Genomic DNA, 21,416 nt, shown 5'->3' with positions numbered 1-21,416 from the left:
GGTGCCGTCCGTCATGACCTGGGTGCTGCTGGTGGTCGCCGGTCTGCTTGAGGTGGGCTGGTCGGTCGGGATGAAGTTCACCGAGGGGTTCACCCGTCTGTGGCCGAGTGTGTTCACGGCCGGGGGGATCGTCGCGAGCATGGTGCTGCTGTCGCATGCGGCGCGTTCGCTGCCGATCGGTACGGCGTACGGCGTGTGGGTGGGGATCGGGGCCGCGGGTGCGGCGGTGGTCGGCATGGTGGCGCTGGGTGAGCCGGTGACGGCGGCCAGGATCTTCTTCGTGTGCCTGCTGCTGGTGGCGGTGGTCGGTCTGAAGGCGACGTCGGGTCACTGAGGTCCGGTGGGTGCCGGGTGGGGCGGGGCCTGGGGTGCCTGCGCGGGCCCGGCCGGGGCCGGGTGTGCGGGGTGCTCGGGGGCCGGGGGCGCCGCGGTCGCGGGCAGGGGCCGAGGGGGGCCGCCGGCTCCGGGGGCCGGGTCCGTGCCGTCGGTGTAGGGGGTGTCCCCGCCGGGGGTGTCGCCGTCCGGTGCGTCCGGTGTGCCGTAGGGTGCGGCGTCCTCTGGGGCGGGGGGCTGCTCGGGGCGCGGTTCCTCGGTGACGGTGAGGTCGAAGTCGAGGGGGCTGCTGTCCTGGAGGGCGGCGGCGGTGTAGGCGGCCCAGATCTCGGCGGGCGGGCCTCCTCCGTTGACGCGTGCGGCGCCGAGGGCGCCGTAGAGGGGCGTCTGGGCGCCGGTCTCGGGGTCCTGGCCGAGGAGGGCGACGACGGTGACGAGGTCGGGGGTGTAGCCGGCGAACCAGGCGGCGCGGTCCTCCTCGGCGGTGCCGGTCTTGCCCGCGGCGGGGCGGCCGACCGTCCCGGCCGCGGCGCCGGTGCCGCCGTCGACGACGTTGCGCAGGACGGCGGTGGTGGTGTCGGCGGCCTCGCGGGAGACGGCGCGGCGGGGGCGGCGTTCGGGGAGGGCGATCTCGGTGCCGTTGCGGCTGATCCCGAGGACGAGGGCCGGGGGGAGGTGGCGGCCGTGGGCGGCGAGGGTGGCGTAGGCGCCGGCCATGTCGAGGACGCTGGCGGTGGCGGGGCCGAGGGCGATGGAGGGGGAGGCGGTCAGGTCGGGGGTGGCCGGGGGGAGTCCGAGGGCGACGGCGGTGCTGCGGACGTTGGCGGGGCCGACGTCGACGGCCATCTGCGCGTAGACGGCGTTGACGGACTCGTCGGTGGCGCGGCCGACGGTGACGGGTCCGTAGGAGACGTCGTCCTCGTTCTCGGGTGCGTAGGGGGTGCCGGGCCAGCCGTGTACGGGGCGGGCGGAGGTGCCGTCGTAGACGGTGTTGGGGGTGATGGGCCGTCCGTCCTGGGTGGTGGCGGAGTTCTCGACGGCCGAGGCGAAGACGAAGGGTTTGAAGGTGGAGCCGACCTGGTAGTCGCGGCGGGTGGCGTTGTTGACGAACTGCTCGGTGTAGTCGATGCCGCCGTACATGGCGAGGAGCTCGCCGGTGCCGGGGTCGAGCGAGGCTCCGCCGACGCGGACGGTGCGGTCGGCCTCGCGGGTGTCGTCGAGGCGGTGGGTGACGTGCTCGTCGACGGCTTCGGCGAGGGCGTTCTGCAGGCGGGGGTCGAGGGTGGTGGTGATGCGGTAGCCGCCCCGGGCGAGCTGCCGGGGTTCGAGGACGCCGGTGCGGGAGAGGTGCTCGGTCACCGCCTCGACGAGGTAGCCGCGCTGGCCGGACAGGCCGGGGGAGCGTTCGGCGGCGCGGGGGGCGGGGAAGCGCATGGCCCGGCGTGCGGCGGGGGTGAGCCACTGTTCGTCGACCATGCCGTCGAGGACGTAGTGCCAGCGGGCCAGGGCGGCGGGGCGGTTGTGGGGGTGGGTGGCGACGTCGTACTGGCTGGGGGCGTTGAGGAGTGAGGCGAGGTAGGCGCCCTCCGCGGTGTCGAGGTCGGCGGCGTCCTTGGCGTAGTAGGCGTGGGCGGCGGCCTGGATGCCGTAGGCGCCCCGTCCGAAGTAGCTGGTGTTGAGGTAGCCCTCCAGGATCTCGTCCTTGCTGCGCTCGCGGCCGAGTTTGACGGCGATGAAGAACTCCTTGACCTTGCGGGAGAGGGTCTGCTCCTGGGCGAGGTAGTAGTTCTTGACGTACTGCTGGGTGATGGTGGAGCCGGACTGGCGGCCCTTTCCGGTGACGGTGTTCCAGGCGGCGCGGAGCATGGCCTGGGGGTCGACGCCGGGCGCGGAGTGGAAGTCGCGGTCCTCGGCGGCGAGGACGGCCCGCTGGACGCCGGTGGGCACGTCGGAGAGGCGGATGTTCTCGCGGTTGACCTCTCCGTCGCGGGCGAGGCGGGTGCCGTCGCGGTAGAGGTAGACGTTGGTCTGGGCGGTGGCGGTGGCGTTGGCGGCGGGGATGTCGATGAGGAGGTAGCCGGCCAGGAAGGCGCCGGTGAGGAGGGCCGCGGTGGCCAGTGCGGTGCCGAGGACGGTGCGCCAGGTGGGGACGGCGCGGCGCCAGCCGGTGCGCCTGCGGCGGGGGGTGCGCCTGCGCTTCCCGTCGGGAGCGGGCGGGACGGGGCCGGGCGCGGTCGCGTCCCGGGGCGGCCGGCTCTGCTGCGACTCGTCACTCATGTGCACATAGTGCCCTTTTCCCTGTCATATCCCCTGGATCCGGGCGCAGGTGGACGGAAAAGGGGTCGCGTCCCGGGAGTGGCTCCACTAGCGTCTGCCGGTCGGTGGCGGGCGGGTGGGCCCCGGGAGCCCGGTCGGGGCCCGGCGGGCGGGCGAGTGCGGCGGAGGGCGGCAGGGTGGTGCGGCTGTATGCGCGGGTCGCCGCGGGCGGGTTCCGGCGCTATGCGACCTACCGGGTGGCGACGGCGGCCGGGGTGTTCACCAACACGGTGTTCGGCTTCATCATGGCGTACGCCTACATCGCCCTGTGGGAGCAGCGGCCGCAGCTCGGAGGCTACGACCTCTCCCAGGCGGTGACCTTCGTGTGGCTGGGGCAGACGCTGCTGATGGCCTGCGCCCTGATGGGCGGCGGTGTCGAGGACGAGCTGATCGAGCGCATCCGTACGGGGGACATCGCGGTCGACCTGTACCGTCCGGCGGATCTGCAGCTGTGGTGGCTGGCGTGCGACCTGGGGCGGGCCGCGTTCCATCTGCTGGGTCGGGGTCTGGTGCCGCTGCTGGTGGGGGCCCTGGCGTTCGATCTGGCGCTGCCGTCCTCCTGGTGGACGTGGCCGGCGTTCCTGCTGTCGGTGGTGCTGGGTGTGGTGGTGGGCTTCGCCGTCCGCTTCCTGGTGGCGCTGTCGGCGTTCTGGCTGCTGGACGGGGCGGGGGTGGCGCAGATGTGCTGGCTGGCGGGGCTGTTCTTCTCGGGGATGCTGCTTCCGCTGAACGTGTTCCCCGGGGTGCTGGGGGAGGTGGCGCGGGCGCTGCCGTGGTCGTCGCTGCTGCAGGTGCCGGCGGATGTGCTGCTGGGGGAGCGCACGGGGTGGGAGCTGGCCGGGGCGTACGCCTTCCAGGCGGGGTGGGCGGTGGTGCTGCTGGGTGCGGGGCGGCTGGTGCAGGCGGCGGCGACGCGGCGGGTGGTGGTGCAGGGTGGCTGAGGCGGTGCGGGAGGACGGTCCCCCGGTGCGCGGCCGCGTCCCGCGGCGCGGGGTGCGGGCGGCGGACGGGGTGCGGGCGTACGGGCTGATCGTCGGGATGTGGGTCCGTTCGACGATGGCCTACCGGCTGTCGTTCGCGATGACGGCGTTCGGCAACCTCGCGGCGACGGCGTTCGACTTCGTGGCGATCCTGCTGATGTTCTCCCATGTCGAGGCGCTGGGCGGCTGGTCGCTGCCGGAGGTGGCGTTCCTGTACGGCACGACGAGCACCGCCTTCGGGCTGGCGGACCTGGTGCTGGGGTCGGTGGACCGGCTGGGCCGGCGGGTGCGGGACGGGACGCTGGACGTGCTGCTGGTGCGTCCGGTGCCGGTGCTCGCGCAGGTGGCGGCGGACCGCTTCGCGCTGCGCCGCCTGGGGCGGGTGGTGCAGGGGCTGCTGGTCCTGGGGTACGCGCTCGCGACCGTGGAGGTGCAGTGGACGCCGGGGAGGGTCGCGGCCGTGCCGCTGATGGTGCTGTGCGGCGGGGCGCTGTTCGCCGCGGTGTTCGTGGCGGGGGCGGCGTTCCAGTTCTTCGCGCAGGACGCGGCCGAGGTGCAGAACGCGTTCACCTACGGAGGGAACACGCTGTTGCAGTACCCGCCGTCGATCTTCGCGAAGGACCTGGTGCGCGGGGTGACGTTCGTGGTGCCGCTCGCCTTCGTCAACTGGGTGCCTGCGATGTACGTGCTGGGCAGGCAGAGCCCGATCGGGCTGCCCGCCTGGTGCGCGCTGCTGCCCCCGTTCGTCGCGGCGGCGGCCCTGGCGGCGGCGGGGCTGGCGTGGCGGGCGGGGCTGCGCGCGTACCGCAGTACGGGCAGCTGAGTCGACGAGGGAAGGGTGTGCGGGTGGACGTCATCGAGGTGGACGCGGTCGAGAAGGTGTTCGACGTGCGCCGCAGGGCGGGGCGGTTGCGGCGGGAGAGGCACCGGGTCAGGGCGGTGGACGGGGTCAGCTTCACGGTCCGGAGCGGGGAGGTGGTGGGCTACATCGGGCCGAACGGGGCGGGGAAGTCGACCACGGTGAAGATGCTCACCGGCATCCTGACGCCCAGCGCGGGGCGGGTGCGGGTCGCCGGTATCGACCCCTCGCGGGAGCGCACCCGGCTCGCGCGGCGCATCGGCGTGGTGTTCGGGCAGCGCTCGACGCTGTGGTGGGACCTTCCGCTGCGCGATTCCTACCGGCTGATCCACCGCCTGTACCGGGTGCCCGACGCGGTGTTCCGGGCGAACCTGGAGCGCTGCGTGGAACTGCTGGACCTGGCGCCTCTGCTGGAGGTGCCGGTGCGCCAGCTGTCGCTGGGTCAGCGGATGCGGGGGGAGATCGCCGCCGCGCTGCTGCACGATCCGGAGGTGCTGTACCTGGACGAGCCGACGATCGGGCTCGACGTGGTGTCCAAGGCGAGGGTGCGCGGCTTCCTGCGGGACCTGAACGAGGAGCGCGGCACGACCGTGCTGCTGACCACCCACGACCTGACGGACATCGAGCAGCTGTGCGGGCGGGTGGTGGTCATCGACCACGGCCGGGTCGTCTACGACGGGGCGCTCGGGGGCCTGCACGAGGCGGGGGAGAGCGAGCGGATGCTCGTGGTGGACCTGGAGCGGGAGTTCGCGCCGGTCGGGCTCGCGGGGGTGCGGGTGGTGCGGGTGGAGGGGCCGCGCCAGTGGCTGGCCTTCCCCGCCGCGCGGTCGGCGGCCCCGCTGGTCGCGGAGCTGGCGCGGCGGTACCCGCTGGTGGACCTGTCGGTGCGGGAGCCGGACATCGAGGCGGTGATCGCGAGGATGTACGCGGGCCGTTCTGCTTGACTAGGCTGGCGGTATGACGAGCGAACTCCCCGAGATGCGTGCGTCCGACTCCGAGCGGGAGCGGGTGGCGGAGCGGTTGCGCGACGCGGTCGCCGAGGGGCGTCTGGACATGGACGAGTTCGAGCAGCGCCTGGACGCGGTGTACCGGGCGCGTACGCACGGTGAGCTGGCCCCGCTGGTGCGCGACCTCCCGGCTCCCGGCGGCGCGGCCTCCCCGGCCCCCTACGAAGCGGCGCAGCCGGTGCGTTCCGGCTGGCGGGAGCGGATCGGGCTTCCGCCGACGTCGAAGGGCGCGTTCGCGTTCTGGGGCGGCTTCAGCCGCAGGGGCACCTGGACCATCGGCCGCGGGTTCAACGCGGTGACGGTGATGGGCGGCGGCGAACTCGATCTGCGCGAGGCCCGGTTCGAGGCCAGGGAGACGGTCATCACCTGCGTCGCCGTGATGGGCGGGGTCGCGGTGGTCGTGCCGCCCGACCTCAACGTGGAGGTGACCGGTATCGGTCTGATGGGCGGCTTCGCCGAGGAGGGGCGCACGGACCGGGCGCCCGATCCGGAGGCCCCGCGGGTCGTGGTCCGCGGGATCGCGCTGATGGGCGGGGTCTCCGTGGAGCGCAAGCCGACCCGTGCCGAGAAGCAGCGCCTGAGGGCGGAGCGGGCCGAGCGGGCGCGGCGGGAGAAGCTGGAGAAGCGCGAGGGGCGCAAGGAGCTCGGCTGAGGCGCGCGCGGCCGTCCCCGCGGGCGGCCTTCGGCGGGTGGCCCGGTCACAGGACCTCCGGGTCGACCGCCTCGCTCATCCGCGCGTAGCCCGCGTCGCCGGGGTGCAGGTGGTCGCCGCTGTCGTAGGCGGCCGCCAGCCGCTCCGGGTCCCCGGGGTCGCGCAGTGCGCGGTCGAAGTCGGCCACCGCGTCGAAGATGCCGCCCCGGCGTACCGCTTCGTTGACCTCCGTCCGGGCCGCCCGGACCGCGGCCGAGCAGTTCCGGTACCCCCCGCAGGGGGCGAGGGTGGCGCCGACCACGCGCAGCCCGCGTGCACGGGCGCGGTCGGCGAGCCGCCGGTAGCCGGCGACGACCTCCGCCGCCGGCGGGGCCTGCGGCGAGCGGAGCAGGTCGTTGATGCCGACCGCCACGATCACCGTCCGCACCCCGGAGCGGCCGAGGACGTCGCGGTCGAGCCGGTCGAGCGTGCCGGGCCCGCGGCCCTCGGTCAGGAGCCGGTTGCCGCTGATGCCCGCGTTCAGCACGGCGTACCGGCCGCCCAGCCGGTCGGAGAGGCGGTCCGGCCAGCGTGCGTTGGCGCCCGGGGTGGAGGCCGCGCCGTCCGTGAGGGAGTCGCCGACGGCGACGACCGCGCCGCGGGCCTCGGAGGTCAGCACGTCGACGGCGGTCACGTGGTGCCAGGACGGTGTCCGGGAGGTGAAGGCGCTCCCGGAGGTGTCGCGGGTCCGGTCGCCCTCGGCGACGTAGGAGGTCTGGTGGGCCCGGGGATGGGTGGTGGCGCCGTCGGCGGCGGCCGGTGTGTGGATGCTGACCAGGAGGTCGCCGTCGTGCGGGACGCCGAAGGCGACGGGGTCGCTGACCAGCATGCCGCCGGGGGCCAGGGTCGCGGCCTGCCGCCCGGCGAAGGGGACCGGGCGCAGCGTGCCGAGGGCGGCCCCGGCGCCGCGGCCCGGGGCCCGCACGGCGAGGGTGACGGAGGAGACGTCCAGCGGTGCCGTGCCGAACAGGTTGGAGAGGGTGATCCGGGCGGCGGTGCCGCCGATGCTGGTGTGGAGGACGTTGCGCACGGTGCGTCCGCCGGGGCCGGCCGGGGAGCCGACCGGGCCGTCGGGGGCGGCCGTGGCGACGGGGCTCGCGGTCCAGGTGCCGACCCATGCCGCCGCGGCGCCGGGGGACGTGCGCAGGGCCGGGCCCTGCCGCAGGGTGTCGGCGCCGAGACGGGCACCGGCGCCGATGAGGACCACGGCGGCGAGGAGCGCGGCGAGGCGTGCCGTGCCCGGAAGACCCTGTCGCTTCTCCATGCACACATCATCCGGCACGACCCGGGAACTCGGCGTGCCGCCCGGGAGTCCTCCAGGGAGGGACAATGCGTACGGGACCCCACGGTACGTACGCGCGGACGGGTGGAGCGCATGGAACGCACAGGACGGGACGATCCCGGCGGCGCCGGTTCCGGGGAGGCGCCCGGGGCGGGCGGGCCGCCGGGGGCGCACACGTGGGCCGTGGGCCCCTCCGGCGCCGTGGCGCCCTCGCCCGGACCGGAGGGGCCCGGCACCGGCACGGCCCGGGGCCCCGGTGGCGGTTCCCCGGGCCCGGCGGAGGCGGCCCGGGAGTCCTCCGGGGCCGGGCCGCAGGACGCGCCGCCGCGGGCCGCGGCTCCGGCCGCTCCCGGCGCGGTCGCCGCCGCCCCCGCGGGGAGCGGGACGGCGGGCCCGGCCGGGTCCCGGCCGCGGATCCTGCCCGGCTTCGCCTACACCGCCGCCGACGAGGAGAAGCGCCGCGGCGTGCGCCGTATGAAGGCCACGGCCACCGGGCTGCTGCTGTTCGTGGCCCTGGTCTTCGCCCTCGCCACCTGGGCACGGAACGCGGGTGCCGGCCCCTGGGCCGGGTACGTCGCCGCCGCGGCCGAGGCGGGCATGGTCGGCGCCCTCGCCGACTGGTTCGCCGTCACCGCGCTCTTCCGCCGCCCGCTGGGGCTGCCCATCCCGCACACCGCGATCATCCCGAACAAGAAGGACCAGCTCGGTGCGTCGCTGGGCTCCTTCGTCGGGGAGAACTTCCTCTCCGAGGACGTCGTGCGCACCCGCCTCGGCGCCCTCGGCATCGGCTCCCGCCTCGGCGGCTGGCTCTCCGAGCCCGCCCATGCGGACCGGGTCACCGCCGAGCTGGCCACCGCCCTGCGCGGGGCCCTCACCGTGCTGCGGGACTCCGACGTCCAGGCCGTGGTCGGCGAGGCCGTCACCCGCCGGGCCGAGGCCGTCGAGATCGCCCCCGGCGTCGGCCGGACCCTGCAGAAGGTCGTCGCCGACGGGGCGCACCACCGCGCGGTGGACCTGGTCTGCGCCCGGGCCCACGACTGGCTGGTGCTGCACGCGGACTCCGTCATGGGGGCCGTCGAGGGAGGTGCCCCGGGCTGGACGCCCCGGTTCGTCGACCGCAAGGTCGGCGAGCGGGTCTACCGGGAGCTGCTCCGCTTCGTCACCGAGATGCGGGACATGCCCGGCCACCCCGCCCGGGGAGCCATCGACCGCTTCCTCGCCGACTTCGCCTCCGACCTCCAGTCCGACACGAGGACGCGGGAGCGCGTCGAGCACCTGAAGTCCGAGCTGCTCGCGCGCTCCGAGGTGCAGGACGTCATCGCCTCGGCCTGGTCCGCGGTCCGGACCATGGTCATCTCGGCGGCGGAGGACGACCGCAGCGAGCTGCGCCTGCGCGCCCGGGCCTCGCTGCTGTCGCTGGGCGCGCGGCTGGCCACCGACACCCGGCTGCAGGCGAAGGTCGACGGCTGGGTGGAGGACGCGGCGGTGTACGTGGTGACCACCTACCGCTCCGAGATCACCTCGCTGATCTCGGAGACGGTGGCCGGGTGGGACGCCGAGCACACCTCGCGCAAGATCGAGGCGCACATCGGCCGGGACCTCCAGTTCATCCGGATCAACGGCACGGTCGTCGGAGCGCTGGCCGGGCTGGCGATCTACACCGTGGCGCACGCCCTGGGCGGCTGACCGGCCCCGGTGCCGCCGCTCCCGCCGGGCCGGTGCCCCGCTCCGGGCTCAGCTCCCGTCGCGCCGGGCGGCGCCGGCCCGCCCCCCGGCGGCCGCCGCGTCCCCGTCCGCCGCCCCCTCCGGGTCCGGAGCCGCGCCGTCGCGCTCCGCGACCAGGTGCGCCCAGGGCCGCTGCCGCCCCCCGCTCACCGCCGCCACGCCCTGCTCGTCGTAGCGGGAGGTCGCCAGCGACCAGGCCAGGTTGCCCGCCATCAGGTGCCCCATGCCCTCGACGTAGTGCTCCACATGCCCCCTGAGCTCGGCCGGGGCACCCGCCGCGGCCAGCGTCGCGGGGAGGGTGGCGGCCAGCTCCGCGAAGCGCGCGCAGCACGTGTTGGCGCGCCGGGCGATCTGCTCCACCGCCTCGTCCAGGGTGCAGCCGAGCTCCTCGCGCAGGACCACGACGCTGTTGTTCACGTCGCCCGCGGCCAGCTCCTTGACCAGGGAGACGATGTCGTTGACGAATATCACCACGTCGGAGGTGATCTGCCGCATCTCCCGGAGGGGCGAGCCGCCGTGGAGGGCGTCGGGCAGGGCGTAGCCTCCGCACCGCTCCGTGAAGTCCAGGCACGGCTGGACCCCGATGGAGTGCCGCCGGACCTCGAGAAACCGGTCGAGCCCCGGCAGCACCGTCGCACTGCGGTTGAGCGCCTCGTCCCGGTGGGCCGCCATGTACGCGAGCCAGTGGCGCCGGAACCTCCGGCGCCATGAGGCCGGTGCCCCGGTGGTGGAGCGCAGCCAGATGTCCCGGAAGCCGCGCACCAGGGGCGGTTCGGTGCCGTCCCGGCCGGGTTCCGGGCGAGGGCGGGGCAGTCGGCCCGCGGGGTCCATCGTCCGGCCGAGCAGGTCCACCAGGCGCTCGACGGCCCGCGGGCGCAGCCCCAGGCTGCCGTCGAACTGGTCGTCGAAGATGAAGAACCAGGCGTTGAAGTCCGCGGCCAGTTCCAGGTCGGTGGCCTTGGCGTCGGGGTAGAAGTAGGCCATCAGCCGCTCCAGGCGGAGGGCGTCGTACTCGGCCGTCGCCGCGTCGCCGTCCAGCATGCCGGTCTCCAGCAGCCAGGTGAGGGTGTGGCGGCGGGCACGCTCCGCGTGCGGGCTCAGCCGCGCGGGGAAGGGGATCCTGACGGCCGCCGTCCGGCGCGTCGGGTCCGTCAGGGCCTTGCGGGTGCCGCGGGTGCCTCCGGAGCCCCCGATACCGGCGGTGCTTTCGGTGTCCATCGCGTTCGCCATCGCTCCCCCAGACTTCTCGCGCCGCTCCACCGGGCGGTGGTGCGGTCCGCCGCGTCCGCCGCCGCCCCTCCGGTGATCCCGGGCGGGACGCGCCTCCGGTGGGAGGGCCCCACCGGTCCGCCCCTGCCAGGGGCGGGACTCGGCCTCATGGAGGCTAGGCGCCCGGTCGCCGGTAGGGGAGCATGCGGGGCGGGCCAAGTGGTGTGAAGCACCGCCGGACCGGTCTCGCGCGCCCGGTGGCGAGGGCTTCTGCGACGGGTGGTGCACCAGAGGATTCTGAGGCAACGTCATCCCGGCGCGGGTACCGGGCGCGCGCGACCCGTGCGCCCGCCCCGTTGCTACCAGATGCCCAGGGCCCCCGTGGCCGGAACAGGTACACGGGGTCACGCAACGTCCTGGTGGCCGTACGCTACGCAGGGGGCGCATGTGCCCGCGCCGCGCGGTACGCGCCCGGCGCGCACGAGTGCGCCCCGCCCTGACCGCCCTGACCGATCTGCACCACCCGACCCGACCCGACCGCCGTCCGGCCCACCGCTCCCGCACCGACCGCGCGACCACCGGCGAACCCCCGGCCACCGCAACGGAAGGCCCCCGCCCCGCTCCAGCACCCGCCGACCGTCCGGTCCCACCGCCGGGGCACCCGGACGCCCGACCCCGCATGACCCCATGGACACCTCACGGTCAAAGGAACAGATGTGGCCCACACGGGAGACCGGCCCGGGCGCTCGCGGCGCCTGCTGCTGGAACGTGACACCGAACTCGCGGCAGTGGATGCGCTGCTGACCGAACTCGGCGCGCCAGGTGCCGGGTCGCCCGGGCGCGGCAACGGCGCACTGCTGGCCTTCGCCGGACCGGCCGGACTCGGCAAGACGACCCTCCTCAACGAAGTGCGCCGCAGGGCCGCGGCGCGCGGCTGCACGGTCCTGCTCGCCCGCGGCGGCGAGCAGGAGCAGGGCGTGGCCTTCCACGTGGTCCGCCAGCTCGTCCAGCCGCTGCTCGCCGCGTCCGGCGAGCGCGAGCACCGCGAACTCCTCGGCAGCTGGTACGACATCGTCGCCCCGGCCATGGGCCTGGTGGCGGGCGGGAACGGCAGCCCCGACCCGCAGGGCGTCCGCGACGGGCTGGACTGGATCGCCACCCGGTTCGCCGTGCAGCACGCGCCCCTGGTGGTCGTCCTCGACGACGCCCACTGGGCGGACGCGGAGTCGCTGGCCTGGCTCACCGGGTTCGCGCCCCGCATCGGCGAACTCCCGATGCTGCTGGTCGTCGCCTACCGCAGCGACGAACTGCCCGCCGACGCGGCCGCGTTCGCCGGCCTGGCCGAGCGGAACGGCTCGCACCCCCACGAACTCGTCCCGCTGACCCCCGGCGCGGTCGGGCGCCTGGTCCGCGACTGCCTGGGAGAGGAGGCCGACGACGGCTTCTGCCGCGAGACCTGGGCGGTCACCGGCGGGAACCCCTTCGAGACCGTCGAACTCACCGCCAAGGTCGCCGACCGCGGGCTCAAGCCGCAGTCCGCCCACGTCCCCGAACTGCGCGAGCTGGCCTCCGCCGTCAAGGGCAGCGGACTGGTCGACCGGCTGGAGCGCCTCGGCACCTCCGCCGTGCGCTTCGCCTGGAGCGCGGCCGTGCTGGGCGCCGGGGCCACCCGCAGCCTGGCCGCGAGCGTCGGCGGTCTGGGCGAGGCGGAGTCGGCGGACGCCGTCGCCGCGCTGCGCGAGGCCCGCATCCTGGCGGAACCGCCCACCGACGCGGACGGCGTGCCCGAGGACGCTCCGGACGGGCGCCTGGAGTTCTTCCACCCGCTCGTCGCGTCGGCCGTCTACCGGGCCATACCCGCAGCGTTCCGCGTCGCCATGCACGGCCAGGCCGCGGCGGTCGTCTCGGGGGCGGGCCTCGGCGTGACCACGGTGGCCCGGCACCTGCTGGAGATGCACCCGGAGAGCGACCCGTGGGCGGTGCGGCAGCTGCGCGAGGCCGCACGCGAGTACCTCAGGTCCGGTGCCCCGGAGGCGGCCCGCCGCTGCCTGGCCCGGGCACTGCGCGAACCTCCCGCACTGGAGGAGCGGGCCGACGTCCTGTTCGAACTGGGCTGCTCCGCGCTGCTGACCGAACCGGCGACCACCGTGAACCACCTGCGCGCCGCGCTGGAGGAGCCGGTGCTCGCCCCGTCGCTGCGCGAGGCCGTCGTCTACCGGCTGGCCCAGGCGCTCGGCCACTCGGACCGGATGGCGGAGGCGGCCGAGACGGTCGCCGCGGCGGCCCGCGACGCCACGGACGCCCGGACCCGGCTGCACATGCAGGCGGAGCAGTTCATGTGGAACGCCTTCCGCGCCGACGAGCCCGACTCCCGGTCCCGCTCGCGCCGGCTGGCCAAGCTCGCCGAGCACCTCACCGGCCGCGGACTGGCCGAGCGGTACATCCTGGGCCTGCGCGCCTGGGACGCCATGGTCCGCGGCGAGAGCGCGGCCACCGCCCTGCACTACGCGGAGGAGGCACTGGGCGAGGGCCTCAGCTGGACCGACGAGCAGTGGGGCTTCGAGGTGCCGATCCTCGTCGCACTCACCTTCATGTACTGCGACCGGCCCGGACGCGCCGAGGAACTGTTCACCAAGGGCATCGAGGAGTGCGAGACCAAGGGCTGGCGAGGCGCCCACCTGTCCTTCGGCTTCACCCTGCTCGGCTACATCCGCTACCGGCGGGGCCGCCTCGACGAGGCCGAGACGCTGGTCCGGGCGGGGCTGAGGATCGCCGACCGGGTCGGCCACATGGTGCCCGCCCAGTACTTCGCCATCGGCATCCTCGTCGAGGTCCTGCTGGCCCGCGGCCGGACCCAGGAAGCCCACCAGGTGGCCTCCGCCTACCACTACGGCGACGTGGTGCCGAGCGCCGTGGTCTACCCGGACGCCGAGACCGTGCACGCCGAGCTGCTGCTCGCCCTGGGCAGGCGGCGGGAGGCGGAGCAGCAGCTGGCCCGCGTGGGCCTGAGGCTGGAGCCGCGCGGGATGCGCAACCCCGCCTGGTGCCCCTGGCGGCTGCACCTCGCCCGCGCCACCGACGACCCGGAGCGGGCCCTCGCGCTGGCCTCCGAAGCGGTCGACCTGGCCCGCCGGTTCGGCACGCAGTCGGCGATCGGGCAGGCGCTGCACGCCATGGCCGCCGTGACCGAGGGGTCCGGACGGATCGAGTTGCTGGCCGACGCCGTCGCGCACCTGGAGCGCTCGCCCGCGGGCTACGACCTCGCCTGCGCCCTGGTGGACCACGGCGTCGCGCTGCGCGCAGCCGGGCTGCGGGACCGGGCGGGCGAGCAGCTCCACCGCGGACTGGAGGGCGCGGTGGAGTGCGGTGCGGACGCGCTGGCCGCCAGGGCCCGCAAGGAGCTGGACGAGGCCGGGCTGTGGCCGCTGCAACTGCGCACGGCGGCGACGGAGTCGCTCACCGCGCAGGAGCGGACCGTCGCGGAGTGGGCGGCGCTCGGCTGGTCCGACGAGCGGATGGCCGAGGCGCTCGAGGCCGAACCCGCCGCGGTGACCCGGCTGCTGTCGGACATCTACCGCAAGGTGGGATCCGACCGGGCCGGGCTGCCCCGGCTGTTCGGACCGCGGACGGACGAGCGGCCGGCGCCGGCCGCCCGGGCGGCGGAGGGCGAGCCGCCCGCGCACCGGGCGTGCCGGGAGCAGCAGCCGGGCGCGTGAGCCGTCCCTGCCCGACGGTCACGCGCCCAGCCTCTTGGGGGAGGTGCCCTTGAGTACGGAGGGCGGGGCCCCGGTGTTCAACGGGGTCCCGCCCCCGGCGCGTCCGCCCCCGCCGCGTCCTGGCCCGGCGGGGCTCCGGCCCGCACCGCGCCGCCGCGGAGCGCAGGCGGTGCGGACCTCGGAGCAGAAGCGCCGGAGGCTCTTCCCCGCCCGTGCCGCGGGAGTTGTATCCTGCGACACCCGCCGCTCGTTGACTTGCCCGGTGGCACAGTTCCGACGAGCGGAGGCGAACATGCGGACGAAGGCACTCTCCCTCCTGGCGGCGGCCGGAGTGGTGGCGGGCACCATGGTGGCCCTCAACGGCACGGAAGCGGCGAGGAATCCTGCGGTGGCGGCGCCGAACGCCGAGGCGGCGGGCACTCCCCGGGCGCGCTCCGCCGAGCCCCGCTTCCCCGGCGCCGCCGTCACGACCAGGGAGGTGGCCCCCGGGGTGCTCCTGAGCACCTACGCCCTGGGCAGCCCCGACCCGGGCGACCGGTGGACCGTGCAGGTCAACCTGCCCGCGACGCCGGACGGCCCCCTCGCCTCCGCGCGCACCGCCCTCGGCCCGCGGGCCACCGCCGACCGGGTCGCGGCGGCGCTGCGGGCCGCGGGGTTCACCCCCCGCGTCGCCGAGGTCCGGGCCCCGGCCTTCGCCGACCGGCCGGCCGGGAGGCTCGGCTGGACGGTGCGGGTCGGCGGCCACGCCGCCGAGGCGGACGCGGCGGCGGAGCTGGCCCGGGTGAGGAAGGCCGGCTTCGCGGGCGGCACCCGCTTCACGGCCCAGGACGGCGACGACGCGGGAGCCCCGCAGCGGGTGCATGTGCTGCGGGTGGACTTCACCCGCTTCGGCGGCCGGCTGGACACCGACTTCGGCCCCTCGCTGAAGGGCACCGAGAAGCTCACCGAACTGCTCGGCGCCGCCGACGCGATCGCCGGGATCAACGGCCAGTGGTTCTACGACGGGGCGCCCGCCGGGCTGTACGTGAAGGACGGCCGGCTGATCGGCTCCGCCACCCGGGGCCGGGCCGGTATCAGGATCACCGGCGGCCGCTCGGTCGACGTCGACACCTTCACCGCCCGTGTGACGCTCCGCGCCGGCGCGGCGGCCGCCGAGGTCGACGGCGTCAACCGGCCGCCGGGCGTCGTGTGGAACTGCGGCGGGGTCGGCGGCGACCTGCCCACCGAGCTCCCCCAGCACGACCTGCGCTGCACCGACCCCAGCGAACTGGTCCGCTTCACACCCGAATGGGGCGCCGCGACGCCCTCCGGCGCCGGAGCCGAGGCCGTGCTCGACGCACAGGGCACCGTCCTCGCCCTGAACGGCACGCGCGGGACCGCCGTGCCCGCCGGGGGGTCCACCGTGCAGGCCCTCGGGGACAGCGCCCGCTGGCTGCGCGCGCACGCGGTGCCCGGCACCCGGCTCACCGTGGAGGAGCGCGTCGAGGACGGCAGCGGCCGCCGTGTCGCCCTCACCCCGGACACCACCGTCCTCCAGGTCGGTCCGACGATGGTGCGGGACGGCAGGGTGTCCGTGAACGCCGTCGCCGACGGGGTGGTGCGCCAGGGCGCGGACCAGACGTTCACCTACAACTGGACGGTGCGTGCCAACCCCCGGTCCATGATCGGTGTCGACGGCGCCGGCCGCCTGATGCTGGTGGTCGTCGACGGGCGCCGGGCCGGGTACAGCGAGGGCCTCGGCATCGCCCGGGCCGCCGAGCTGATGCGCCGCCTGGGCGCCCGCGAGGCGATGAACCTCGACGGCGGCGGTTCCAGCGTGATGGCGACCGCCGACGCCGGGATCGTCAACCGTCCCTCGGACGCGGCGGGCGAGCGCTCCCTGGGCAACGTGCTGCTGCTGCGCCCCTGACCGAGGATGCCGCGCGCCCCCGGAACCGCTCCGGTTCCGGGGGCGCGCCGCGCACGGCACCGGCCCGCTCAGCGGCCGTGGCAGTCCCGGTAGGCGCCGTCCGCGCCGCACCAGCACCGGGCGCCCTGCGCGGGCGGCCAGGCCGCCGCGCGCCCGCGGGCGGCGAGCGTCGTGGCGTACTGCGGCAGCAGCGAGACCGCGGCGGGCGAGGCGGACTCCGAGGCGGCGAACGCCTCGTAGGAGGGGAGCGTGCCGGTGACGACGCCGAGGTTCTCCGTCCCGGTGGCCGCCAGGTCCCGCAGCGAGGACTCGATCGTCGCCAGATGCGCCTCGTGCGAGGGGTACTCGGCGGCGAGCTCCGGATACGCCGCCAGCAGCTCGGCCAGCTCCGGCGCCGACCAGTGCAGGACCGCCACGGGGAAGGGCCGCGACAGCGCCGAGCGGTAGGAGCCCAGCTCCGACCGCAGCCGCGCGATCTCCGCCCGGAGCTCCTCCGGGTTGTCCGAGCCCAGCGCCCACAGGCGCCCCGGGTCGTGGAGCTCGTCGAGGCTGACGTCCGGTGTGCGTGCGGCGTGGACGCGGTCCGCGAGCGCGTCGTGCGCGTCGTGCTCGCGGCCCTGGAGCCGCCGCACCCGGTGGCGGCCCGTCAGCAGGGTGCGGGCCGCGTAGGGCACCTCCCCGTCCTGCGGCAGCAGCAGCGCGAGCGCCTCGTCGTAGCAGGCGTGGGCGGCGTCCAGCTCGTCGTGGGCCTCCAGCGTCTCGGCGACGACCTCCCAGGGCGCGGGCTGCGGCGGGGCGGCGATGCGGATGCCCGCGATCAGGGCACGGGCCTCCGCCTCGTGCCCGTACTCCCAGAGGTTCGCCGCCTGGAGCGCCTTGACCAGCTGCGGATGCTCCGGGTCGGCCGCCAGCAGGCGGTCGTAGAGCCCGGAGGCGCGCTCGCGTTCACCGGCGAGTTCCAGATGGGCGGCGGCCTGGAGCAGCAGTTGCTCGTCGTCCTCCGGGTACCTCTCGGCGGTCCGCAGCAGGCGCTCGGCTTCGGCGGTGTGGTCGGCGGGGGTGTCGGGGCGCATGCCCCACACCGTACTGCCGTGCGGCGGCGGTGCGGGGGGCCGCGGCGGGGGCCGTCGGGCCGCTCCGCGCGGTGCCGGAGGGGGAGCGGTATCGCCCCAGGCAGGGGCGCTGCCGGGTGCGGGGACCCGTGGGGCGTGGGGTACGTCACAGCGCGCGACCCGCCTCGTCCGCCCGGCGGCGGGAACCGGGCCCCGCGTCTGATCGTGTACAGGGACGAGGGGGCCGACCGGTCCACGGGAACGGCGTGCGGGAGGGAGGGCGGGATGCTCCGCGGTGTGCCGCGCCCGATCCGGCTGCCCGGGCTGCTCCTGCTGCTGCTCTTCGCCGGTGCCCATCTCGTCGACGGCGACGGCATGACGGCGGCCCTCGCGCTCGCCGCGACCGCGACCGCCGCCGCGGGCTCCGCCCTCGTCGTCTGCGTGGCGCTCGGGGCCCGATGCGTCCCGGCGGTGCCGCGCACCCGGGTCCGCACCGCGCTGCGCGACAGGGCGCGGCGCACCGCCTTCCTTCCCCAGCGCGATCCCGACTCCCGGGGCCGCACCAGGCCCCGGGCGCCCGGCCGTCCCGTCCTGACGGCCGCGTAGGGCTCCCGGGTCCGGCAGGTGCCGGACCTCCCGGGTAGCGCTTCCCGCACCCCGCCGCGGAGCCTGACGCTCCGTAGGCCCGGGGGCCGCCCCGCCACGGACACCCGAGGTCTCCGTGCGCCCGGCGCTCACCCCTGCCCGCCCTCCGGGCCGTCCCGCCGATCCCGCGTCACCACCCCGGCACGACGAGACCCCCTCCGGAAGGGCCCAGCCATGTCCGTCTCCCCCCTGCCCGCCTTCGCCTCGCTGGTCGAGCGCCTCGCCGACCTGCTCCAGCCGCTCCTCGCGGCGTCCGCCACCGCCGCGGCCATCGTGGTCTTCACCGCCCTGGTCCGCCTCGCCGCCCACCCGCTCGCCCGCGCCGCGGCCCGCGGAGCCCGTGCCCGCACCCGGCTCGCGCCCCGCGTCGCCGAGCTGCGCAGGAAGCACGGGGCGGATCCGGAGCGCCTGCGGCGCGCCGTCCTGGAGCTGTACGCGCGGGAGAAGGTCTCGCCGCTGGCCGGCTGCCTGCCCGCGCTGCTCCAGCTGCCGGCGTTCTTCCTGATGTACCAGCTGTTCTCCAGCGACCGGATCGGCGGCGAGGCCAACGCGCTGCTCGACCACGGCCTGTTCGGCGCCCCGCTCGGCGGCCGCTGGGCCGACGCCCTCGCCGACGGCGGTCTCCTCGGGCCCGACGGAACGGTGTACCTGGCGGTCTTCGCGCTGGTCGCCGTCGTGGCGGTGTTCGGCTACCGCACCACCCGCAGGCAGCTGGCCGCCGCCCCCGCCCCGGTCGCGGACCAGCCGCCCGGTCTCGGGGCGATGCTCAGGTTCATGCCGCTGCTGTCCTTCGCGACCCTGGTCACGGTGGCCGTCGTCCCGCTCGCGGCCGCGCTCTACGTCGTCACCTCCACCACCTGGACCGTGGCCGAGCGCGCCTGGCTGTACCGCGACGCGGCCGCCCCCGAGGCCCCGGCGCCGGCCTGACGGCCGGGGCGGGAGCGGGCGGGGCGCCGGTCCGGGGTGCACTCCGCTCCCACCCGGCCCCGGTCCAGGTGGTGAACAGGGTCTTGCAGAGCCGTCGGACCTCTTGGAGGATCAGCCGACCCCCCGATCGCCGACGGCCGCACCCGTCGGTCCGGGGCGGTCACAGAACAGGGGAGACGAACCCATGAAGCTGCTGCGTGTCGGTCCGGCGGGTGCGGAGCGCCCCGCCCTGCTCGACCCGGACGGCGCCACCCTGCGCGACCTGTCCCAGCTCGTCGACGACATCGACGGGGCGCTGCTCGCGAACGCGTCCGCACTCGACCGGATCCGGGCCGCGGCCGGCGCGGGCGTGCTGCCCCCGCTGGACCCTGCCGGGCTCCGGATCGGGCCGCCGCTCGCCCGGGTCGGCAAGGTCGTCTGCATCGGCCTGAACTACCACGACCACGCCGCGGAGACCGGGGCCGAGCCCCCGGCCGAGCCGGTGGTCTTCCTCAAGGCCGCCGACACCGTCGTCGGCCCGGAGGACACCGTGCTCGTGCCGCGCGGCAGCCGCAAGACGGACTGGGAGGCGGAGCTCGCCGTGGTCATCGGGCGCACGGCCCGGTACCTGGGCGACGACGATGACCCACTCGCCCATGTGGCCGGGTACGCGGTCTCGCACGACGTGTCCGAGCGCGAGTTCCAGATCGAGCACGGCGGCACCTGGGACAAGGGCAAGAACTGCGAGACCTTCAACCCCCTCGGCCCCTGGCTGGTCACCGCCGACGAGGTCCCGGACCCCCAGGCCCTCGGCCTGCGGCTGTGGGTCAACGGCGAGCTCAAGCAGGACGGCTCCACCGCCGACCAGATCTTCCCGGTGGCCGAGGTCGTCCGCTACCTGAGCCGCTTCATGACGCTCCACCCGGGCGACGTGATCAACACGGGCACCCCGGCCGGGGTGGCGATGGGCCGGCCCGAGCCCAAGCCCTACCTGCGGCCGGGCGACGTGGTGGAGCTGGAGGTCGAGGGCCTCGGCCGCCAGCGCCAGCAGCTGAAGGGGGCGTAGGACACGCGCGGGGCGCCCCGCGCCGCCGCGGCCCGGGCGGCACCCGCCCGGGTCGCGGCGCGCCCGCGGGTGTCAGGACGGGGGGCCCGCCACGCCGCTGGAGCCGTCCGCGTGGGCGGCGAACCGCTCCAGCGCCTCCACCACCATGGCGTGGTCCTCGGCCTGGGGAAGACCGGAGACCGTCACCGAACCCACCAGGCCCACACCCTCGACGTTGATCGGGAACGAACCGCCGTGCGCGGCGTAGCGGGCGGGGTCGAGCCGGGAGGACTCCTCGAAGGGGACGCCCTTCTCGCGGTGCCGGGCCCCGACCAGGTAGGAGCTCACCCCGTAGCGCTCGACCACCCGCCGCTTGCGGTCGATCCAGGCGTCGTTGTCGGCGCTGGAACCGGTCAGCGCCGCGTGGAACAGCTGCTGGGCTCCCCGGCGGATGTCGATCGCGACCGGAGCGCTCCGCAGGTGGGCCATCTCCACCAGCAGGCTGCCCAGCCTCCAGGCGTCCTCGTTGCTGAAGCGGCGCAGCGTCAGGCGCCGCTCCTGCTCGGTGATCTCGTCGGCGGACGGGTGCTCCGTCGGCGTCGTACCGGTCATCTGTCGATCTCCACGGTCACGCCGTCCCTGGCGGAACGGCCGGCGGCTTCCAGGACGTCGAGGGCGGCCGCCGCCTGTCCGGCGGTCACCGGGACCGGGCCCTCGCCGCGCACGGCCGCGGCGACGGCCGCGTAGTACGCGGGGTAGTCGCCCGGCAGGGTCGGCACCGGGGCGCCCCCGCCGGTCGCGGGGGACTCCCCGGAGCCCAGGCGGCCCCGGAGCGACTCGGGCTCGACGCCCCAGGGCCCGCCCCCGCCCGGCAGCCTCCCGGCACGCAGGTCGGCCTCCTGGGGGTCGAGTCCGTACTTCACGTACCCGGCGCGTGAGCCGAGCACACGGAAACGCGGGCCGAGCTGCGCGGCCGCGGCGTTCATGTACAGGTGGGAGCGGACGCCGCCCGCGTGGGTGAGGGCGAGGAAGGTGTCGTCGTCGGCCTGCGCGCCGGGCCGCCGCACATCGGCCTCCGCGTACACCCGTACGGCCGGCCCGAAGAGCGTCAGGGCCTGGTCGACGAGGTGGCTGCCGAGGTCGTACAGCAGCCCGCCCAGGTCCGCCGGGTCGCCCGACTCGCGCCAGCCGCCCTTCGGCTCGGGGCGCCAGCGCTCGAAGCGGGACTCGAAGCGCCGCACCTCGCCCAGGGCGCCGTCGGCGAGCAGGCCGCGCAGGGTGAGGAAGTCGTTGTCCCAGCGGCGGTTGTGGAAGACCGAGAGGACGAGGCCCCGCTCCTCGGCGAGGGCCCCGAGGGCACGCGCCTCGGCGGCCGTCCCGGCCATCGGCTTGTCCACGACCACCGGGAGCCCGGCCCGCAGGGCGGCCGTGGCGATCGGCACGTGCGTCCGGTTCGGGGAGGCGATGACGACGAGGTCGAGCGCCCCGGCCCGCTCCCACAGCTCCTCGGGGCGGGCGGCGAAGCGGATCCCGTCGCCGAGCGTGGCGCGGGCGGCGTCCCGGCGCTCCGCCCGGGAGGTGACGACCGTGTCGAGTGCCATCCCCGGTGTGGTGGTGATGAGCGGGGCGTGGAAGACGGAGCCCGCCAGGCCGTAGCCCACGAGCCCGACGCGCAGGGGAGTGCCGGGTCCGGTCATGGAGGCCACTTAAGCAACGCTGTTGCCAAAGTGCAAGCACACCG

Annotated in this window: 17 protein-coding genes; 11 read left to right on the top strand and 6 right to left on the bottom strand. The window is 75.9% G+C overall.

Going from position 1 to position 21,416, the window contains the following annotated elements:
- Window positions 1-13 precede the first annotated feature (13 nt).
- Window positions 14-334 carry a multidrug efflux SMR transporter gene (locus NPS70_RS07645; RefSeq protein WP_256523292.1) on the top strand — a complete coding sequence of 107 codons (321 nt, stop codon included), beginning with the start codon at window positions 14-16 and terminating at the stop codon, window positions 332-334.
- Here NPS70_RS07645 and NPS70_RS07640 read toward each other — a convergent pair.
- Window positions 328-2,610 carry a transglycosylase domain-containing protein gene (locus NPS70_RS07640; protein ID WP_256523291.1) on the bottom strand — a complete coding sequence of 761 codons (2,283 nt, stop codon included), beginning with the start codon at window positions 2,608-2,610 and terminating at the stop codon, window positions 328-330. The genes NPS70_RS07645 and NPS70_RS07640 overlap by 7 nt on opposite strands.
- 179 nt (window positions 2,611-2,789) lie before the next feature.
- Between NPS70_RS07640 and NPS70_RS07635 the strand changes: the two genes are divergently transcribed.
- Genes NPS70_RS07635 through NPS70_RS07620 form a run of 4 tightly spaced genes read left to right on the top strand, consistent with a single transcriptional unit; the run spans window position 2,790 to window position 6,147 of the window.
- Entirely contained in the window at window positions 2,790-3,590 is an 801-nt protein-coding gene (locus NPS70_RS07635) for an ABC-2 family transporter protein (RefSeq protein WP_256523405.1), read from the top strand.
- Window positions 3,583-4,452, top strand: coding sequence for an ABC transporter permease (locus tag NPS70_RS07630; protein WP_374211953.1), 870 nt, complete (start codon window positions 3,583-3,585; stop codon window positions 4,450-4,452). Before NPS70_RS07635 ends, NPS70_RS07630 begins: the two co-directional genes overlap by 8 nt.
- Window positions 4,453-4,469: 17 nt before the next feature.
- A complete protein-coding gene (locus tag NPS70_RS07625; RefSeq protein ID WP_256523290.1) occupies window positions 4,470-5,432 on the top strand; it encodes an ATP-binding cassette domain-containing protein in 963 nt (320 codons plus the stop codon).
- A gap of 13 nt (window positions 5,433-5,445) precedes the next feature.
- Window positions 5,446-6,147 (top strand): DUF1707 domain-containing protein, encoded by a 702-nt coding sequence (locus NPS70_RS07620; protein WP_256523289.1) that lies wholly within the window; start codon window positions 5,446-5,448, stop codon window positions 6,145-6,147.
- Window positions 6,148-6,193: 46 nt separating this feature from the next.
- Here NPS70_RS07620 and NPS70_RS07615 read toward each other — a convergent pair whose 3' ends face one another.
- Window positions 6,194-7,450, bottom strand: a complete 1,257-nt coding sequence (locus NPS70_RS07615) for a GDSL-type esterase/lipase family protein (protein WP_256523288.1) — start codon at window positions 7,448-7,450, stop codon at window positions 6,194-6,196.
- A gap of 111 nt (window positions 7,451-7,561) precedes the next feature.
- Between NPS70_RS07615 and NPS70_RS07610 the strand changes: the two genes are divergently transcribed.
- Window positions 7,562-9,154 (top strand): DUF445 domain-containing protein, encoded by a 1,593-nt coding sequence (locus tag NPS70_RS07610; protein WP_256523287.1) that lies wholly within the window; start codon window positions 7,562-7,564, stop codon window positions 9,152-9,154.
- Window positions 9,155-9,202: 48 nt separating this feature from the next.
- On the opposite strand, the gene NPS70_RS07605 is transcribed toward NPS70_RS07610, so the two are convergent.
- Window positions 9,203-10,411, bottom strand: a complete 1,209-nt coding sequence (locus NPS70_RS07605) for an isoafricanol synthase (protein ID WP_256523286.1) — start codon at window positions 10,409-10,411, stop codon at window positions 9,203-9,205.
- A 707-nt stretch (window positions 10,412-11,118) separates the two neighbouring features.
- On the opposite strand from NPS70_RS07605, the gene NPS70_RS07600 reads away from it, so the two are divergent.
- The gene (locus tag NPS70_RS07600) at window positions 11,119-14,118 is read left to right on the top strand and encodes an AAA family ATPase (RefSeq protein ID WP_256523285.1); all 3,000 of its coding nucleotides are present in this window, start codon (window positions 11,119-11,121) and stop codon (window positions 14,116-14,118) included.
- A 292-nt stretch (window positions 14,119-14,410) separates the two neighbouring features.
- Window positions 14,411-16,027 (top strand): phosphodiester glycosidase family protein, encoded by a 1,617-nt coding sequence (locus tag NPS70_RS07595; protein WP_256523284.1) that lies wholly within the window; start codon window positions 14,411-14,413, stop codon window positions 16,025-16,027.
- Window positions 16,028-16,095: 68 nt separating this feature from the next.
- On the opposite strand, the gene NPS70_RS07590 is transcribed toward NPS70_RS07595, so the two are convergent.
- A complete protein-coding gene (locus tag NPS70_RS07590; protein WP_256523283.1) occupies window positions 16,096-17,100 on the bottom strand; it encodes a hypothetical protein in 1,005 nt (334 codons plus the stop codon).
- A 264-nt stretch (window positions 17,101-17,364) separates the two neighbouring features.
- Between NPS70_RS07590 and NPS70_RS07585 the strand changes: the two genes are divergently transcribed.
- The 3 genes from NPS70_RS07585 to NPS70_RS07575 all read left to right on the top strand — a co-directional run bounded on the left by NPS70_RS07585 (window position 17,365) and on the right by NPS70_RS07575 (window position 19,696).
- Window positions 17,365-17,685 (top strand): DUF6412 domain-containing protein, encoded by a 321-nt coding sequence (locus tag NPS70_RS07585; protein WP_256523282.1) that lies wholly within the window; start codon window positions 17,365-17,367, stop codon window positions 17,683-17,685.
- A gap of 213 nt (window positions 17,686-17,898) precedes the next feature.
- On the top strand, window positions 17,899-18,651 hold the full coding sequence (gene yidC, locus NPS70_RS07580) for a membrane protein insertase YidC (protein WP_256523281.1): 753 nt from the start codon (window positions 17,899-17,901) through the stop codon (window positions 18,649-18,651).
- A gap of 184 nt (window positions 18,652-18,835) precedes the next feature.
- Window positions 18,836-19,696 (top strand): fumarylacetoacetate hydrolase family protein, encoded by an 861-nt coding sequence (locus NPS70_RS07575; protein ID WP_256523280.1) that lies wholly within the window; start codon window positions 18,836-18,838, stop codon window positions 19,694-19,696.
- A 72-nt stretch (window positions 19,697-19,768) separates the two neighbouring features.
- Here NPS70_RS07575 and NPS70_RS07570 read toward each other — a convergent pair whose 3' ends face one another.
- Together NPS70_RS07570 and NPS70_RS07565 are read right to left on the bottom strand one after the other, a co-directional pair.
- Window positions 19,769-20,287, bottom strand: coding sequence for a heme-degrading domain-containing protein (locus tag NPS70_RS07570; RefSeq protein ID WP_256523279.1), 519 nt, complete (start codon window positions 20,285-20,287; stop codon window positions 19,769-19,771).
- Window positions 20,284-21,372: a Gfo/Idh/MocA family oxidoreductase gene (locus NPS70_RS07565; protein ID WP_256523278.1), complete on the bottom strand. Its 1,089-nt coding sequence runs from the start codon at window positions 21,370-21,372 to the stop codon at window positions 20,284-20,286. Before NPS70_RS07565 ends, NPS70_RS07570 begins: the two co-directional genes overlap by 4 nt.
- Between the last annotated feature and the right edge of the window lie 44 nt (window positions 21,373-21,416).

Source organism: Streptomyces sp. C10-9-1 (assembly GCF_024497955.1).
Taxonomy (GTDB): Bacteria; Actinomycetota; Actinomycetes; order Streptomycetales; family Streptomycetaceae; genus Streptomyces; species Streptomyces sanyensis.
This window is presented reverse-complemented; position numbering and strand designations above follow the sequence as displayed.

Excerpts from the sequence above, each read along its gene's own strand:
- NPS70_RS07645 (WP_256523292.1), top strand. The coding sequence starts at position 14 with ATGACCTGGGTGCTGCTGGTGGTCGCCGGTCTGCTTGAGGTGGGCTGG.
- NPS70_RS07640 (WP_256523291.1), bottom strand. The coding sequence starts at position 2,610 with ATGAGTGACGAGTCGCAGCAGAGCCGGCCGCCCCGGGACGCGACCGCG.
- NPS70_RS07620 (WP_256523289.1), top strand. The coding sequence starts at position 5,446 with ATGACGAGCGAACTCCCCGAGATGCGTGCGTCCGACTCCGAGCGGGAG.
- NPS70_RS07615 (WP_256523288.1), bottom strand. The coding sequence starts at position 7,450 with ATGGAGAAGCGACAGGGTCTTCCGGGCACGGCACGCCTCGCCGCGCTC.
- NPS70_RS07610 (WP_256523287.1), top strand. The coding sequence starts at position 7,562 with ATGGAACGCACAGGACGGGACGATCCCGGCGGCGCCGGTTCCGGGGAG.
- NPS70_RS07605 (WP_256523286.1), bottom strand. The coding sequence starts at position 10,411 with ATGGACACCGAAAGCACCGCCGGTATCGGGGGCTCCGGAGGCACCCGC.
- NPS70_RS07595 (WP_256523284.1), top strand. The coding sequence starts at position 14,411 with ATGCGGACGAAGGCACTCTCCCTCCTGGCGGCGGCCGGAGTGGTGGCG.
- NPS70_RS07590 (WP_256523283.1), bottom strand. The coding sequence starts at position 17,100 with ATGCGCCCCGACACCCCCGCCGACCACACCGCCGAAGCCGAGCGCCTG.
- NPS70_RS07585 (WP_256523282.1), top strand. The coding sequence starts at position 17,365 with ATGCTCCGCGGTGTGCCGCGCCCGATCCGGCTGCCCGGGCTGCTCCTG.
- yidC (WP_256523281.1), top strand. The coding sequence starts at position 17,899 with ATGTCCGTCTCCCCCCTGCCCGCCTTCGCCTCGCTGGTCGAGCGCCTC.
- NPS70_RS07575 (WP_256523280.1), top strand. The coding sequence starts at position 18,836 with ATGAAGCTGCTGCGTGTCGGTCCGGCGGGTGCGGAGCGCCCCGCCCTG.
- NPS70_RS07570 (WP_256523279.1), bottom strand. The coding sequence starts at position 20,287 with ATGACCGGTACGACGCCGACGGAGCACCCGTCCGCCGACGAGATCACC.
- NPS70_RS07565 (WP_256523278.1), bottom strand. The coding sequence starts at position 21,372 with ATGACCGGACCCGGCACTCCCCTGCGCGTCGGGCTCGTGGGCTACGGC.